The 15,519-nt window shown below is 60.1% G+C and carries 12 protein-coding genes; 2 read left to right on the top strand and 10 right to left on the bottom strand.

Features of this window, described 5'->3' with window-relative positions; genetic code table 11:
- Positions 1-77 precede the first annotated feature (77 nt).
- Entirely contained in the window at positions 78-590 is a 513-nt protein-coding gene (locus tag IC231_RS05550; RefSeq protein WP_190783536.1) for a hypothetical protein, read from the top strand.
- A 77-nt stretch (positions 591-667) separates the two neighbouring features.
- On the opposite strand, the gene amaB is transcribed toward IC231_RS05550, so the two are convergent.
- Positions 668-2,266 (bottom strand): L-piperidine-6-carboxylate dehydrogenase, encoded by a 1,599-nt coding sequence (amaB, locus tag IC231_RS05545; RefSeq protein WP_190783535.1) that lies wholly within the window; start codon positions 2,264-2,266, stop codon positions 668-670.
- A 285-nt stretch (positions 2,267-2,551) separates the two neighbouring features.
- Between amaB and IC231_RS05540 the strand changes: the two genes are divergently transcribed.
- Complete coding sequence (locus IC231_RS05540) at positions 2,552-3,553, top strand: T9SS type A sorting domain-containing protein (protein WP_190783534.1); 1,002 nt, start codon at positions 2,552-2,554, stop codon at positions 3,551-3,553.
- A 347-nt stretch (positions 3,554-3,900) separates the two neighbouring features.
- Here IC231_RS05540 and IC231_RS05535 read toward each other — a convergent pair whose 3' ends face one another.
- The 9 genes from IC231_RS05535 to deoC all read right to left on the bottom strand — a co-directional run bounded on the left by IC231_RS05535 (position 3,901) and on the right by deoC (position 15,502).
- Positions 3,901-7,212 (bottom strand): pectinesterase family protein, encoded by a 3,312-nt coding sequence (locus IC231_RS05535; protein ID WP_190783533.1) that lies wholly within the window; start codon positions 7,210-7,212, stop codon positions 3,901-3,903.
- A 95-nt stretch (positions 7,213-7,307) separates the two neighbouring features.
- The gene (locus IC231_RS05530) at positions 7,308-9,053 is read right to left on the bottom strand and encodes a T9SS type A sorting domain-containing protein (protein ID WP_190783532.1); all 1,746 of its coding nucleotides are present in this window, start codon (positions 9,051-9,053) and stop codon (positions 7,308-7,310) included.
- 309 nt (positions 9,054-9,362) lie between these two features.
- Positions 9,363-10,865, bottom strand: a complete 1,503-nt coding sequence (locus tag IC231_RS05525) for a Do family serine endopeptidase (protein WP_211538866.1) — start codon at positions 10,863-10,865, stop codon at positions 9,363-9,365.
- Between the two features lie 253 nt (positions 10,866-11,118).
- A complete protein-coding gene (locus IC231_RS05520) occupies positions 11,119-11,562 on the bottom strand; it encodes an Hsp20/alpha crystallin family protein (RefSeq protein ID WP_211538865.1) in 444 nt (147 codons plus the stop codon).
- Positions 11,563-11,842: 280 nt separating this feature from the next.
- Positions 11,843-12,664 carry a hypothetical protein gene (locus IC231_RS05515; protein WP_190783531.1) on the bottom strand — a complete coding sequence of 274 codons (822 nt, stop codon included), beginning with the start codon at positions 12,662-12,664 and terminating at the stop codon, positions 11,843-11,845.
- 32 nt (positions 12,665-12,696) lie between these two features.
- Entirely contained in the window at positions 12,697-13,890 is a 1,194-nt protein-coding gene (locus IC231_RS05510) for a M20 metallopeptidase family protein (protein ID WP_190783530.1), read from the bottom strand.
- A gap of 19 nt (positions 13,891-13,909) precedes the next feature.
- On the bottom strand, positions 13,910-14,305 hold the full coding sequence (locus IC231_RS05505) for a hypothetical protein (protein WP_190783529.1): 396 nt from the start codon (positions 14,303-14,305) through the stop codon (positions 13,910-13,912).
- Between the two features lie 2 nt (positions 14,306-14,307).
- On the bottom strand, positions 14,308-14,856 hold the full coding sequence (locus tag IC231_RS05500; RefSeq protein WP_190783528.1) for a sporulation protein: 549 nt from the start codon (positions 14,854-14,856) through the stop codon (positions 14,308-14,310).
- A complete protein-coding gene (gene deoC, locus IC231_RS05495) occupies positions 14,834-15,502 on the bottom strand; it encodes a deoxyribose-phosphate aldolase (RefSeq protein WP_190783527.1) in 669 nt (222 codons plus the stop codon). The genes IC231_RS05500 and deoC overlap by 23 nt, the downstream gene beginning before the upstream one ends.
- Between the last annotated feature and the right edge of the window lie 17 nt (positions 15,503-15,519).

Here is a 15,519-nt window from a genome sequence, read left to right as displayed (position 1 = left end):
TACTTTTCCGGCAGTTAGCCAGTAGCTTTGCTGCCGCACGTTGTTTCTGTCTGCTGTAAGTAAGCTATTCCGTCTCTATGAAGTTTCTTGCCCCGCTGTTTTTTGTGCTGGCCCTGTCTGCCTGCAAAAAGAAGGACCCCACCATCGACTTCGGGCCGAACGGTGGTATTGCCATGCGCGACCACAACAACTACCCCATGTCTACCCCCGACCCTACGGACTGGACGCTGGACGGCGCCTGGAATACGCAGGAGCGCGGCCTGTTTCAGGATCTGGGCCTCGACCTGAACGCCACGGCTACCGGCACCGTGTCCAACCTCAGCACCTACCCTAACCCCGTGGAGGCCGGCCGAGCAATTTTTCACTTCACTACGCCCATTGCTGTTACGTGCAGCTTCGTGGTAGTTGATGAGAAATACCAAGTGGTGCGGCCGCTGCAAACCTCCACTGCCAGCAGCGGCCTGTCATTTAGCCTGGATGTGAGCGACAGTGCCTTTCAGCAGGGCAAGCTCTACCGCCTCTACTATGTGTTCCGGAATGGCAGCTCGCTCTACTACAAAGGCCACGGCGATGTTAAAATAGGTATGTAGCAACTGGCTCACGCCCTAACAAAAAGGCCCGTCCGGAATACCGGACGGGCCTTTTTGTTACAAATTTCACACCTTACTTACACGTCAAACTTGATACCCTGAGCCAGGGGAAGCTGGTCGGAGTAGTTGATGGTGTTGGTCTGGCGGCGCATGTACACGCGCCACGCATCGGATCCCGACTCGCGGCCGCCGCCAGTTTCCTTTTCGCCACCGAATGCGCCGCCTATTTCTGCGCCGCTAGTGCCGATGTTCACGTTAGCAATGCCGCAGTCGGAGCCGCCGTGGGCCAGGAAGGCTTCCGACTCGCGCATGTTCAGAGTGAAGATGCTTGACGACAAGCCCTGCCGCACACCGTTCTGCACGGCAATGGCTGCTTCCACGCCGCCGCTGTACTTGATGAGGTACAGGATGGGCGCAAAGGTTTCTTCCTGCACCGTGTGGTACTCGTTGCGGGCTTCTACCAGCGCGGGTTTCACGTAGGTGCCGGTTTCGTAGCCGGCGCCTTCCAGAATTTCACCGCCGATGAGCAGCTTGCCTCCTTCAGCCTGCACGGCAGCCAGGGCATTGGTGAAGCTTTCTACAGCCTGCTTGTCGATGAGCGGGCCCACGAGCGTGCCTTCCTGCAGCGGGTGACCAATAGGCAGGTTGGGGTAGATTTTCAGCAGACGCGCCTTCACATCCTCGAAAATGGACTCGTGGATGATGAGGCGGCGCGTGGTGGTGCAGCGCTGTCCGGCCGTGCCTACGGCCCCAAATACCACGGCACGCATGGCCATGTCGAGGTCGGCGTGCTCGGTGAGGATGATGGCGTTGTTGCCGCCCAACTCCAGCAGGGCGCGGCCCAGGCGGCCGCCCACTACTTCGCCCACTTTCTTGCCCATGCGGGTGCTGCCCGTAGCTGACACCAGCGGTACGCGCGTGTCGGCCGCCATAGCCGCCCCGATTTCCGCGTCGCCGATAATCAGGTTGAAGATGCCTTCGGGCAGCTCGTTTTCGCGCAGCACGTCCTTGATAATGTGCTGCACGGCCACGGCCACCAGCGGCGTCTTCTCCGACGGTTTCCAGATGCTCACGTCGCCGCAAACGGCGGCCAGCATGGCGTTCCAGCTCCACACGGCCACCGGGAAGTTGAAGGCCGAGATGATGCCGACTACGCCCAGCGGATGGTACTGCTCGTACATGCGGTGCGCCGGGCGCTCCGAGTGCATCGTGAAACCCGTAAGCTGCCGCGAGAGGCCCACCGCAAAGTCGCAGATGTCAATCATCTCCTGCACTTCGCCGAGGCCTTCCTGCAGGATTTTGCCCATCTCGTAGCTCACCAGCTTGCCCAGCGGCTCCTTGTATTCGCGCAGCTTATTGCCAATCTGGCGCACGATTTCGCCGCGCTTGGGAGCCGGCACCGTGCGCCAGACCAGGAAAGCTTCCTGTGCCTTCTGCACTACCTGCTCATAGTCCTGGGCGGTGGCAAATGCCACGGAGCCGATCAGGCGGCTGTCGGCGGGCGAGTGGATGGCGCGGACCGTCTTGTTGGTGCCGCCGCCCCACTGCAAGCCGGTGCTCCAGGCCTGGTTGGTGTTTTCGACGCCTAATTCCCGCAGTACCTGCCGAATGCCGTGGTGGTCGTGTTCCTGTACATCGGTGCCGGTTGCGGTGGCTTCTTCGAGGGCTTGTTTCATGGGTGGGATGAATGAAAAGAGAATGGTAGCCTACTGACTAGCAAAGCTAAGAAATTAGAACCGGGGCCCTCTGCCGTAGTCCAGCCGAATCTTACGGCCCGCGCTTTTCCATTCCGGCTTCTGCTTCGGACTTCCGGCAACGTTCCCGACAACGTTTGCACAACTAAACCCTGACTACTACTTCCATTTGGCAGCCCGATTCTGAAACTTCACTCCGCGCTCTGGCAACTGCAAGGCAATCAGGCGCGTGCCAACCTGTCAATTCCCACCATTTTTCTGTTTTCCATGTTTACACCTCTACGTTTTCGGGGACCTTTCGCTTTCCGTCGGTTTGTGCTGCTGCTGGCCGCTGGCTGCCTGAGCACCGCTGCCCTGGCCCAAACGGCCACGCCGGTTTACAAGCACTGGCCCATGCGTGCCAACAACCAAGACAGTGCCGCTGTGCGCTCCGCCAACGTAACCGGCGGCGCTACTACGTTCCGCAAGTTTGTGGTGGGTGATGGGTCCGTAATTCCGGCTTATTCTACGCTCTACGGGCAGTCGTTTGGGGTGAATGCGGCCGGCGGCAACTGGAGCACCAGCGCGGGCGGCACAGGTGGCAGCATCCGCCGCGGCTTCTACGAGCAGTTCACCGTGACTACCACGGCCGGCTCTACCGGCCGCGCCGACTCAGTTATTGTGACGGCGGGCTTTTACGCCTCGCAGAGCGGCACGCTGCTCGCTGCTGCCTATTCGTTGAGCAACTTTGCCGCCGACTCGGCCGAAGTGACGGGCGGCAAAGGTCCGGGCGGGATTTTCGCCTCCCCTACTACCGGCGGCCCTACCAACCCCGTGGCCCTGACGCAGGTATCGTCCGGCTCTCCGAACAGCAACGTTTACCGTCTGGCACTGAACGGCGCTACCGGCGTAACGCTCACAGCAGGCCAGACCCTGACGGTACGCCTCTACGTAAGCTGCAGCTCTTCCAGCGCCGGCCGCTACGCTTTGCTGAAGAATGTCATCATCAAAGGCCGCCAGACCTTGGATACCAGGGCTGCCGTAGCCAGCCAGCCGCTTACGGCCTATCCTAACCCGTTCGGGCAGGCCATTACGGTAGCGCATGACGCGGCTCCGCAGGCGGCCACTGTGCAGGTGTACAGCCTCACCGGCCAGCACCTGAGCACCACGGCCGTACGCCCCGGCACCCGCAGCACCGTGCTGGATCTGCCCAGCCTGCCTGCCGGCCTCTACCAGGTAGAATACCGCACCGCCACTGAGCGGCGAATTGCCAAGCTGGCCAAGCAATAGTCAGCACGACCCGCACAGAAAAAGGGCCGCCGGAACTATCCGGCGGCCCTTTTTCTGTGCAGGGTTGGTTCGTTTGGCTCCTGGTATCCCACCGAATTTCCGAGCCTTTTACTTCTGCGCTTTCCTGATCTTACCAACGCCGGCACCCTGCATCACTACGGCCTTCACGCCGGCGTTGGGGGCAGGCTGCTGGTGTAGCGGTAGAGCGGCGCAAAGGTGCAGGCACTGGCCGTGCAGTAGTTGCCGGCCACGTCCCATCGGCACATCCCATAACAGGCAAAACGGCCCGCTGGTACTACCAGCGGGCCGTTTCTATCAACTACGAGTGCTTAGGCTTATTAGAAGGTCTACTGCCGCACAATTCGGCGCATATCGATGCCGCCTTCTGTGGCAGCGCGCAGCATGTATACGCCAGCGGGCAGGGCGCTCAGGTCAAGTAGTTGCTGGGTCTGGCCGGCAGGCACCGTGCGGGTTTGCATGGTCTGGCCCAAGGCGTTCAGCAGGGTTAGCTGTACCGGCTTGCGGTAGCCGGTCAGTTCCAGCAGCACGTTGCCATCAAGCGTGGGGTTCGGAAACACAGCCAGGAAAGAGCCCGCCAGTGGCTTGGCGCTGGAGTTCACAATCAGGGGCAGAGAAGCCGCCGAAGCGCATCCACCCGCTCCGGTCGTCACGACGGTATACGTGCCAAACTGCGCTGCCGAGTTCACCACATAGGTCTGGGCCGTAGCCCCACTGATGAGGATATTGTTGAGGTACCATTGGTTGCCCGTGGCGCTGGAACTGCTGAGCGTGGTGGTAGCGCCGTTGTATACTGGCGTCACCGTAGGCCGCGTAGGTGTGGCGTTGAGGGTGACTGTGGTGGTGCTGCTTACCGCGGCACAACCGCTGGCGGCTGCTACCGTGTTGGTAACCGTGTAAGTACCGGCCGTGCTGGTTGCCAGATTGATGACACCGGTGCTGGCATTGATAGTCAGTCCTGCCGTAGACGAGAACGTGCCAACCGTGGCACCGGTAGCCAGCGTAGCCGCTACCGTGCCGGTGCTACCCGCGCAGTAGCTGGCCGTGGCGGGATATGTGAATCCGGCTGTAGCGGGTGCCGTGATGGAAACGGTAGCCGTGGCGTTGCAGGTAGGGCTGTTGGTGTAAGTGATGGTGTAGGTGCCGGCTGTACTGGCCGCCAGGTTGATTTCGCCGGTAGCAGCATTCAGACTCAGGCCAGCCGTCGAGGTGAAGGCGCCGCCGCTGGTTCCCGTAATGGTCGGCGAAGGGTTAGCGCCGCTCTGGCAATATGTAGCCGCAGCGTACGTGAAGGCGGCGTTGCAGGCAACCGGAGTGGTATTCTCGCCCGTCACCAATACGTTTTTCAGCAGCGCGTAGCGGCCAGTACTGGAGCTGCCGCAGCTGAAGTACAAGCGGAACGTCAGGGTCTGGCCGGCCGTGAGCGTCACGCCCGCCGAGCTGAAGACGAGGCGGTAGGTGTTCGTAGGTCCGCCAGTTTGGTTGGCTAGTAGAATTGGGGTGGCGAAAGCACCGTTGGCGGTGCTCAACAGGCCGCCCGCCGGGCCGCGCCCGCCAATCACATCGGCCGAGTCGCTCACGAAACCACTACGGGAATACACCACGGCCAGCTTCGTGTTGCTGGACGTGTTATAGAAAGCAGAGGTCAACAGCAGCGAGTCAATTCGAAGCGTCTGGCCAGCAGCGGCTGTCACCGTAAACTGCTCGTAGAAGCGGCGGCTCAGATTGCCACCCGGTCCGCCCGCAGCCGTCCCCCACGACCCGTCGCCGTTGGCCGTCACCCCGAAAGCCTGTCCGAAGGTGTTGGAATAGGCTTTGATGGCGGGCACCGTCGTGCCATTGGACACGTACAAGTTGCGCAGTACGGCAACGCTGGGCGTAACGCCTGCCGAGCGCACCGCCACGCTGTCCTGGTTGTTCACCTTCAGCGGCCACCACTGCAGAGGCGCCGAAACCGGGGCGCTGCCTGTTACGCGGCTGCCCGTCACGGCCACCGAAACCGCCGTGGCGTTAGGGCTCGTGTGTGTGATATTTCCGGCATACGTGCCTGCCGCCGCCGCATTCAGCCGCACACTAATGGTAGTGGCCGGTAGCGTGTTGCTGGCGGGCGTGAGCACCAGTGGCGTGGCACTTGTGTACCAGTTGGTGCCGCCGTTGGACGATACCTCGTAACCGCTTGGAGGCGTCACGGTCACGTTGCCGGTTAGGTTGGCGCCGCTCAGGCTGTAGCTCTGCGTAGCGGAAGGAGTGCCGGCATACTGCGTGAAAGCGCCCAGCGTGCCGGTTGCAGTCAGCGTCTGGATGCTCGAAACCTGAATGGTTTCAGTGGTATGCGTAGTCAGGCCGGCTTTCGAGGCGCGGATGTAATAGTAGTAGGCGGTGCCGGCGGCCGGCAGCGCATCGGTGGTCTGGAAGTTTACGAGCGAGTCGGTAGCGGCAGTCACCTCATACACTTTGCTGAACGTGGTGTTATCGGCGGAGCGGAACAGCTCGTACTTGATCTGATCCATCGCCCAGCTGATGTTCCAGCTGATAGTAGCCTGCGTGGCGCCTTTCACGGCCCGCAGGTTAGAAACAGCAATATCAGGCGTGGTGCTAGCGCAGAAGCCGGTGGCCACCGTGCACGGGTCCCAGGTGCCAAACATGGCGCTGCGGTTGTAGATGGCCGTATCAGCCGGGGTCAGCTGCTGCGACCAAGACATGCGCGAAGTCGTGGGCATCAGGTTGCCGGAGTAGTAGCGGCTCCGGAATTCGGCGTAGGTGATGAGGCTGGTGTTGGTGCCCGCGTCCCAGGTTACCCAGCCGGCCGGCTGCAGTAGGTTGGCGCCCACCGTGCTGCTGATGAACACGGTTTTGTTATTGGACAGCGGCGAGCTGCCGGTGGAGTTCTGCCACGGCCGACCCAGGTAGTAGAGCGTGCCGCCGGTGTTGGCCGGTAGCTTGGTTTTCTTGAATACGTAGCCGTAGGTCTGGCCAGCGGGCGTGTTGGCGGCCGTGATAAACGAGCTGCCAGTAGAGGTGCGGGCCTTAGCATACACCACGCAGTTCTCAAACAGCGCCACCGAACTGCCAAAGATGAAGTCCACGTTGCCGTCGATGTAACAGTCGCGGAAATAGTGGCGGGGCGTGCCGTTGCCTTTGGTGTAGAGCGTGTCCTGGTTGCCGAGGAAGCGGCAGTTTTTGAAGGCGGCGCGGTCGGCATTCACCAGCACGGCCACCGCCTGCGAGCCATCTCCGAAGGAATTTTCGAAGGTAATATTCAGGGCCGAGAAATCGTCGGCGCTGATGCTGAAGCTGGCGGAATTCTGGGTACCGATGGTACCGCCGCCAGGGGCGGGCGTGCTGGCACCGTCATCGTAGGTGAGAATGGTATTGGCTACACTCTCGCCCACCAGCTGCAGAAACGGCTTATTGCTGGGCACCGCTATTTTCTCTTTGTAGCGGCCGTTTTTGATGAAGATGGTGTAGGCCGCCGTGCGGCCCGTAGGCGCGGCATTGATGGCGGCCTGCACGGTGGTGAAGTTGCCGGTTCCGTCTTTGGCCACCACCACATCGTAGGCAAAAGCCCGGTTCCCGAGCACGCTGAGCAGCACGACACAACAGGTCATGAGCCAGCCTCTAAGCGTAAAAGTGTTGGACATATAGTGGGAATTTTGGGTAAGAAAGAGCAGCGGAATCAGGGCTCAAAAGCCCAAGAGCCGACCTGATAGGCCGGCTCCTGTACTATAAGGCGGTGTTACTGCCGGCCAAAACGGGCCGAAAGGCGCACGGCACCGTCGGTGTAATGGAGCAGGTAGCTACCAGGCGCCAGAGCCGCCGTGGATACCTGCGTTTCCAGCGAGCCGGGCTCGACGGGCACTGTCGTCAGCAGCTGCCCCATCAGGCTATACACCTGCACCTGTGCGCCACGGGCGGCCTGCGGATGAGCCAGCATAAGCTGTTCCTGCGCCGGGTTCGGGTACAGCTGCAGCGCAGTGGCGGCAGTTTGGGCAGCTGCCGGAGCCGACAGTACAGTTGCCGTAAGACCGTTCAGGTAGTTTTCAAGGGCTGTGTAGCCCGAAGCGCCCCGGTTGTTGCGGTCAGCGGCGTTGTTGGGGTTGAGGCCGTTGGCCAGCTCCCAGGTATCGGGCATGCCGTCGTGGTCGGTGTCCGTAGGGGCCGGCAACGAGTTGAGTACGGGCCAAGCGCCGGTAGTCTGCGCGTAGGGCGTGCCGTGCGGGAAGCCACCTTGCACATCAATCAGGCTGCCTGTGCGGTTGATAACGTCCTGCACAATGCGCTGGTCCAGTGCGTCGCGGGTGGGCAGCACGCAGCCAGCCTTCTGCAGGACGGCTGTGTAGGCATCAAGGGCGGTGTGCGTAGGCACGGCGGGCAGTGGGAAAGGCGTCGTTACCTTGGCCTGAGCCGTATCGGCGCGAGTACCGCCGCTCATCACCACGCCCAGCCAGTTGCGGGCCGTCACGGCCGGGTAGCCATCCACGTAGTTGCCGGTCAGATAGAACTTGCCGTAGGGCAGTACCGGCGAAGAAGTCTGCTTGTACGGGTTCAGCACCTCGCTCCGAATCGGCACGCCGCCCGAGGAACTGGTGGGCGTAGACGGCCCGGACTTATAGTAGTTGTTGACGATGTTGTAGTTGCCACCTTCGCCACCGTTCACGTTGTAGCTAGCCCAGTTGTAGATGACGTTGTTGCGGAAGTCGGCGTTTTCCTGGCCGGCGGTGTTGGGCGTCAGGTTACGGCTGCCATCGAAGCGCGGCATACGGCCGCGCATATGGGCCAGCAGGTTGTGGTGGAACGAGGCCGTGCGCCCGCCCCATATGCCGCCATAAGCGTGCCGTTCAAAGTCGGTGTCGCCGGTTTCGAAGTGGTAAGAGTAGTCCAGGGGCTCACTAATGAGGTTCCACTGCAGCGTCGTGCTGTCGCCGCGGTAGAGCGTGCAGGCCTCATCCGACGACCAGCTCATGGTGCAATGGTCTACCATGATGTTTTTACGGCTCAGTCCGCCGAAGGCGTCGCCGCTGCCACTGCCGTTCACCATGCCCTGGTTTTGGTTTTTGTCGCCCATCCGGAAGCGCGCAAACCGAATGATGACGTTGTCGGCGCTGATGGTGAAGGGATAGTCGGCCAGGCAGATACCGTCACCGGGAGCCGTCTGGCCCGCAATGGTGGTATTAGCGCGAGTTACGCGCAATTCTGACAGCAGATGAATGGTGCCCGAAACTCGAAATACAATGGTGCGATGCGTGGCAGCTGTGGTAAGCGCGTAACGCAGGCTTCCGGGCAGGTTGTCGTCGTTGAGATTGGTCACCTCAAATACTGTGGTAGGCACCGCCACCGTGCCCCGGCCGCCGGAAGTGAATTTGCCCGCGCCCTCGGCGCTGGGAAAGGAGGGCACCTGGGCCTGGGCACTGGCCGCCGTGAGAACGGCCAATAGTGCCAGACCACCTCTTTGCCAGAGGTGAGCGGCGTAAAATCTCGACATGAAACAGAACAGTAGAAGTGGGAATTGGCCCGGCAGCGGCACAGGCGGCGGCGCGGCTCATCGGCCCACCGGCAGCCCTGCCACCATCGAACTACCACGATATTACTGCCTGTCCCGGCCGGCTTATCCTCCGCTGGCTGCCTTTATTTGTGCAATCGTTGCCGACAACGTTGCCGGCAACGTTGCCACTATAATTTCGGCTTGTCTGCTTTCGCTGTAAAATCTGAAATCCGCTAGCCTACTCCCTCATACTCAACAAAAAAGCCCCCACCAGAAAGGCGGGGGCTTCTTCATGAGAGAGGCAATCATTTACTCAGCCTGTCCGATTGGGTAGTAGGCTTTACGGCCGTCGGGGTATACGCCTTCTACCAGCGCGCCCTGGGTTTCTTTAGCTGCTTCCAGAAACTGCTGCACGTCCTGCGGCTTGGTCACCTTGTTCTTGTCGATGCGGGTGATGATGAAGCCATCGTCGATGCCGGTTTCGCGGAAGTTGGAGCCCTTGATGCCGCTGATTTTGGCGCCACCTTCCAGGCCGAGCTTGCTCATTTCCTGCCTGGTTACCGGAGCTAGCGTCGCGCCCTCGTATTTGATGGCCTTCGCCAGCTCTTCCCGAATGATATCGGTGGTGCCGGTGGAGTTGCGCAGCGTAGCCGTGGCCGTGCGAGTGTCGCTGCCGCGCAGGTAGGTCACCTTGATTTTGTCGCCGGGGCGGAAGCGGGCTACCTGCTCCTGCAGCTGCGACGACGTATTGACCTTAGCACCGTTAATTTCGGTGATGATGTCGCCTTCTTTCAAGCCGGCATCAGCCGCCGAGCTGTTCTTGCTCAAGCCCATGATGTACACGCCACTCAGCGAGTTCAGCTTCTTCTCCGAGGCCAGCGTGGCATCTACTTCCCGGATCTGCACTCCTAGCAGAGCGCGCTGCACCACTTTATACTTCAGCAAGTCGTCTATCACCTTACTCACGATGGAGCTGGGCACCGCGAAGGAATAGCCGACAAACGAGCCAGTCTGCGAAGCAATAGCTGAGTTAATGCCAATCAGGTCGCCGTTCAGGTTCACGAGGGCACCGCCAGAGTTGCCAGGGTTCACCACAGCATCCGTCTGCAGAAACGACTCAATACCCATGCCTTGCTGGTCGCGCAGAATGTTGATGTTACGTCCCTTTGCCGAAATAATACCGGCCGTAACCGTGGAGTTCAGATTGAAGGGGTTGCCAACGGCCAACACCCACTCGCCTACTTTCACCTGGTCAGAGTTGCCGTAGCGAATGAAAGGCAGGTTATCGGCTTTCACTTTTAGCAGGGCCAGGTCGGTGGTGGGGTCGGTGCCGACTAACTCAGCTTCAAACTTGCGTTTGTCGTCCATCACCACCTCAATCTTATCGGCCTTGTCAATTACGTGGTTGTTCGTGACGATGTAGCCATTGGCTGCAATGATAACGCCCGAGCCGGAACCCTGCTGTGGGCCACGCTGGGGCTGCTGATACTGCTCAAACTCGTCGCCGAAGAACTGGCGCAGAAACGGGTCCATGCGGGCACCGCCGCTCTGGCTGGCCTTCGGGGCATATTCCGTCATGACGTGCACTACGGCCGGCGTTACGGACGCGGCGGCGGCCGTGAAGTTGAGACCTTCAGGTACCACGTAATTGCTGCTGCGCAGCTCACTCGTGTACCGTATGTTGGGGTCAGCGGCTACTACCTGAGGCGCGTTGGAGCGCTCTGGTTCCAGCAGCTTATACCCACCCACTGCCACGCCACCACCCAATACGGCGGAACCGAGCAGACCGAGCATCATTTGTTTTGCTTGCATGGGTAAGAAATGATGATGAAGGGAAAAGAAGAGGACCGAATTTACAAAACAAGATCAAACGCACCTGCATTGCGCTTGCTGAAACGAAAGATGCGAGTCAGCTGGTATCAGGTTGCATCAGATCGATGAGCGGAGCCACTTAGTCGACCGAAAGGCTACCATCTGCGCTTGAACTCGTGCAGGTTCTCTAGCAACACGCGCGCCAACAAAAAAGGCACCCATACGGGTACCTTTTTTTCAGAACCCGAAGTGCTTAGCGCACTTCGATATGATGTTTCGTCACTTTTTTGCTGTCAAAAGGCAGGCTTACGCGCAGAATTCCGTTCGTCAGCTCGGCCTCAATGGCGGTTACGTCCACCGTATCGGGGAGGCGGAAGCTGCGAGAGAAGGTGCCGTAGCCGGTTTCGGCACGGTGAAATTTGGGGGCGTTTTCGGTGGCTTCCGGCGCTTTTCGCTCGCCGCTGATGATCAGCTGGCCTTCCTGAAAGTCGATTTTCACGTCCTCCTTCGCTACGCCAGGCAGGGCCAGCTGCAGCTCAAATCCCTGCTCCGACTCCAGCACATCGGCGGCCGGGTTGAACACCTTGGAAGGCTGATTGGTGATGGGCAGTGTGTCGCGCAGCATTTCGTTTAGCACGGAGTTGAAAGCACGTGACGGACGCAAAGCAGGACGATTGTTATACAGCAGAGTTGCCATGGGTACAGAGATGGTTTTAGTTGGAGTCAGAAGTTGAAATAATGCCCGACGGGCACATTGCTACTCAATAAAATCTGTACCAACGCAAAAACATGATCCAAAGCAGACAAAATGTCTTTATCGAACTTAGTCTACTACTGCTACAACTTACCCAAATCTAATAAACCAGCACTCATCAGCCCCAATCTCACTTTTTATAACCAGACAAAAGGTCACACCTTACACCTTATGCATAAAGACTCACCAAATAGAAGCCTCAAAACAGGTTGTTGGTAAAGGATTAGTGCTGCGTGGGAAGCTGTTGGCGTTCAGCGGAGGCATTTTTGCCCAGGAATGTGAAGCGCACATCCAAGCCAGCTACCGGACCGACCAGATTGGAACGGCCGCCGCTTACTTCTACCCCATCGGAATTGTACTGCGGCAGCGCATTATAGTAAATGGTTTGAGAGGCCAGCCACGGCGTCACATCGAAGCGCGGCGACACGCGCCAGCCGATTTCCCCGCGTAGTGTTCCGTAGTCGATTACTCGTTCCTTTAGGTCGGTTTCGTCGCGCTGGAAGCGCAGGTAGGCAGCGGCTTCGCAGGCAATGCGGGGCCGCAACGCCATTTTTTCAGTCAGAGGAAACAGCCGGTCTACCTCCAAGCGCAGGCGCGAAAGGGCGCGGTCTTCGATATACTCATCCAGCGGTACGCTGTATTCCACGCCCAGCCGTTGGCTGAAGCGGAATGAGCCGATAGTACCGGTGTGGCGCAACAACGCGCCCGCCGATATTTCGCCGGCCAAGCCTAACCCTTCTCCCGCAAACCCAATCAAGTCGCCGCCCTGTAGCCGGAGCGTAGGCCCCCAACTCCACTTTTCGGACAGCCAGTGCTCGTAGCCGGCAAAGAGCTGCGCGCCGGCGAACGTACCACCTGGGCTGGATGGACCGGTCAGGCTCCGAAGATTGAAGGATGTTACGAGGTAATCATTGCCTTTCAATGCCCACTCGGCTTGCAACTCAGGAATGACAATCAGGTCGCGGTGGTAGCGGCGCTGGGCGGTGGCGGTAGTGGTGCAAAGCAGACCGACAGCGGCTAATAGCAGGCAAAAACGATACGACATCGGAGAAATAGAAAGTAGACGATTCGACAGAATTAGTGAACGGCCAGCTCCTGCAGCGTGAGCCAGGCCATCAGGCCGGGGCCGGTTTCCAGGGCCTGGGGCTCGATATCGAAGGTGGGCGTGTGGACTGAGGAGGCGAAACGACCGTCGTGGGCACGCGTGCCGAGACGGTAAAAACACGCATCGGCCGCCTGCGAGAAGTAGGCGAAATCTTCGGCCGCCATCCACTGGTCCAGCTCAATTACGTTTTCAGCGCCCAGATATTGTTCGGCCGCTGACCGGACCCGAGCCGTGAGCTTGGGCTCGTTCTCCAGATACGGGTAGCCGCGCCGGATTTCCAGCTCGCACGTCGCGCCCATAGCGTCGGCAAGGCCTTCGCAGAGGCGGCGCAGGTGGCCGTGGGCTTCATTGCGCCACTCCTCGTTCAGCGTCCGGAACGTGCCTTCCAGGTACACTTCGTTCGGAATGACGTTGGTGGCGCCGTTGGCAATGACTTTGCCGAACGATAGCACGGTAGGCAGCTTGGGGTTGGCGCGGCGGCTCACCAGTTGCTGCGCGGCCACAATAATATGGGCGGCTACCAGCACCGGGTCGAGGTTCATTTCAGGCATGGCGCCGTGGCCGCCTTTGCCGCGCACGGTCAGGTACAGCTCGTCGGTGCTGGCCATGTAGCGCCCCGGCCGGATACCAATCTGGCCGGCCGGCAGCATTGGGAATACGTGCTGGCCCAGTACGCTGGCCGGTTTGGGGTTTTCGAGTACGCCTTCCTGAATCATGAGCGAAGCGCCGCCGGGCAGCTTCTCTTCGCCGGGCTGAAACATCAGCTTCACCGTACCTTCAAACTCGTCTTTCAGCTCCATCAAAATGCGGGCCGCCCCCAGCAACGATGAGGTGTGCACATCGTGGCCGCAGGCGTGCATCACGCCGGGGTTCGTGGATTTGTATGGCACCTCATTCTGCTCCGCGATGGGCAGGGCGTCCATATCAGCGCGCAGCGCCACGGTGCGGGTGCCGGGGTTCCGGCCTTCGATAAGCGCTACCACGCCGGTATTGGCAATGGGTTGGGGCTTGAGGCCCAGCTTACGCAGCTGCTCCGTCACGAAGGCCACGGTGTTGTGTTCCTCAAACGACAACTCGGGGTAGGCGTGCAGGTGCTGGCGCAGCGCCACGGTATCGGCCGCGTGTTCGGCAGCAAGAGCTTTAATGCGGGACAGAAGGTGTTGCATGGTTAGAAGAGTAACGCGCCTACTCGAATAACACGCTCAGGCGCGGGTGGATGGCAACCAGCAGAGGCCGGCCGAACGTGTTGGGACTGAAAGCCGCTTCATCCTGCTCTGAGGAAACTGAAATGCGGCTCACCAGCACACAGTCCGGAAATTCCAGGTACTGGCCGCGCTTGTCGTTGTTGTAGCGGATGCGGCCGCGCACCGCCACCGTGAAGTCCAGCAGCACGGCTTTGCTGCTTTGTTCCACTAGCGTCAGGTCTACCACGCCGGCGTAGGGCCACAGCGTCAGGTGCAGCGTGAGGTTTTGCTGGTCTACCCGGCACTCGATACCGCCGTTATCGTTGTCGACGGGTACTACTTCCAGCGCCTGCAACAGGTCCAACTCCTCCCACTGCAACTCCCGAATAGTGGCCACGGCTAAAACGCAGTTTTGTTCAGTACAACCTGTGCTGATTCCAGCTCGGCTTTCGGGGCCAGCGGTCGGATGCGTAACATGGCTTGCTCGGCATCGAGGCGCGTGAGGTAGTCGCCGATATAGAGGCGAAATACGGGCTGTTTGAACGTGAGGTAATCGGTTTCGTCGGGGTAGCGGCTGATAACCGAGCGGCGTATGCTCATGGCCTTGTCGCGCTCCAGCCCCACGTAGGCCAGAATACGGTATCCCTGGGCATATTTCACGTTCTGGTTGGTGTAGGCCTGGTCGCGGAGGCGTTGCTCAATCTGTGGGTTTACGTGGTTGGTGGGCGCTACCGCCGGCTTGGTTACCGGGGCCGCCACCTCCTTCGGTGCCACAAATACCGGCCGGTAGCGGCCGAGGTCTTCGGCGGGTAGTGGCTGGGCAGGCTTCGTTTTAGCCGTATCGATGGGGGCCGTGGTGCCGGTGGAGGCTGGCGCGGTAGCCGCACACGCCCCAAGGGCCAGAAAAGCAGAAAACAGCAGCACGTTACGCAGGTAGGGTTTCATCATCTTCTTGAAGCAAAGCCAGACTGTTGGACGAGCCGAGCCGGTCGGCACCGGCCGCTACCAGCGCCAGAGCCGCAGCCCGCGTACGAATCCCGCCAGCTGCCTTGATACGGATACCGTCTGGCAACGACTGGCGCATCAGCGTAATATCAGCCACTGAAGCGCCCCGGCTGGCAAAGCCTGTGGACGTCTTTACGAAGTCGGCTCCGGCTTCGGCGCACAGTCGGCACGCCGTCACAATTTCCTCATCTGTCAGCAGCGCCGTTTCAATTATTACTTTCAGAATAGCTCCCCGAAAGTGGCATAGCTCGGCCAACTGCCCTATTTCCTCCTCTACTTCCGCCAGTTCGCCAGCTTTCAGCGCACCCACGTTTATCACCATGTCTAGTTCCGTAGCGCCATCGGCCAAGGCCAAATGCGCTTCGAAGAACTTCACTTTGGCCAGCGAATAGCCCAGCGGAAACCCGATGACGGTACAGACCGGCACGCCGCTGCCGTGTAGGGTTTCGGTGGCTAGCCGCACGTAGCAGGGCGGCACGCACACGCTGGCGAACTGCTGTGCGGCCGCTTCCTGGCACAGCTGCCGAATCTGGGCCGGCGTGGCCTCGGGCCGCAGCAGTGTGTGGTCGATATAAGGAGCGAGATTCATAGGTGAGGCAAAGGTAG

Origin of the sequence: Hymenobacter duratus (assembly GCF_014698995.1) — a bacterium.
GTDB lineage: Bacteria > Bacteroidota > Bacteroidia > Cytophagales > Hymenobacteraceae > Hymenobacter > Hymenobacter duratus.
The sequence above is the reverse complement of the archived record's forward strand: the minus strand, read 5'-3'. Positions and strand labels throughout refer to the sequence as shown.

What these genes read in the sequence shown, in the direction of transcription:
- IC231_RS05550 (WP_190783536.1), top strand. Translation starts at nt 78, where the DNA reads ATGAAGTTTCTTGCCCCGCTGTTTTTTGTGCTGGCCCTGTCTGCCTGC.
- amaB (WP_190783535.1), bottom strand. Translation starts at nt 2,266, where the DNA reads ATGAAACAAGCCCTCGAAGAAGCCACCGCAACCGGCACCGATGTACAG.
- IC231_RS05540 (WP_190783534.1), top strand. Translation starts at nt 2,552, where the DNA reads ATGTTTACACCTCTACGTTTTCGGGGACCTTTCGCTTTCCGTCGGTTT.
- IC231_RS05535 (WP_190783533.1), bottom strand. Translation starts at nt 7,212, where the DNA reads ATGTCCAACACTTTTACGCTTAGAGGCTGGCTCATGACCTGTTGTGTC.
- IC231_RS05530 (WP_190783532.1), bottom strand. Translation starts at nt 9,053, where the DNA reads ATGTCGAGATTTTACGCCGCTCACCTCTGGCAAAGAGGTGGTCTGGCA.
- IC231_RS05525 (WP_211538866.1), bottom strand. Translation starts at nt 10,865, where the DNA reads ATGCAAGCAAAACAAATGATGCTCGGTCTGCTCGGTTCCGCCGTATTG.
- IC231_RS05520 (WP_211538865.1), bottom strand. Translation starts at nt 11,562, where the DNA reads ATGGCAACTCTGCTGTATAACAATCGTCCTGCTTTGCGTCCGTCACGT.
- IC231_RS05515 (WP_190783531.1), bottom strand. Translation starts at nt 12,664, where the DNA reads ATGTCGTATCGTTTTTGCCTGCTATTAGCCGCTGTCGGTCTGCTTTGC.
- IC231_RS05510 (WP_190783530.1), bottom strand. Translation starts at nt 13,890, where the DNA reads ATGCAACACCTTCTGTCCCGCATTAAAGCTCTTGCTGCCGAACACGCG.
- IC231_RS05500 (WP_190783528.1), bottom strand. Translation starts at nt 14,856, where the DNA reads ATGATGAAACCCTACCTGCGTAACGTGCTGCTGTTTTCTGCTTTTCTG.
- deoC (WP_190783527.1), bottom strand. Translation starts at nt 15,502, where the DNA reads ATGAATCTCGCTCCTTATATCGACCACACACTGCTGCGGCCCGAGGCC.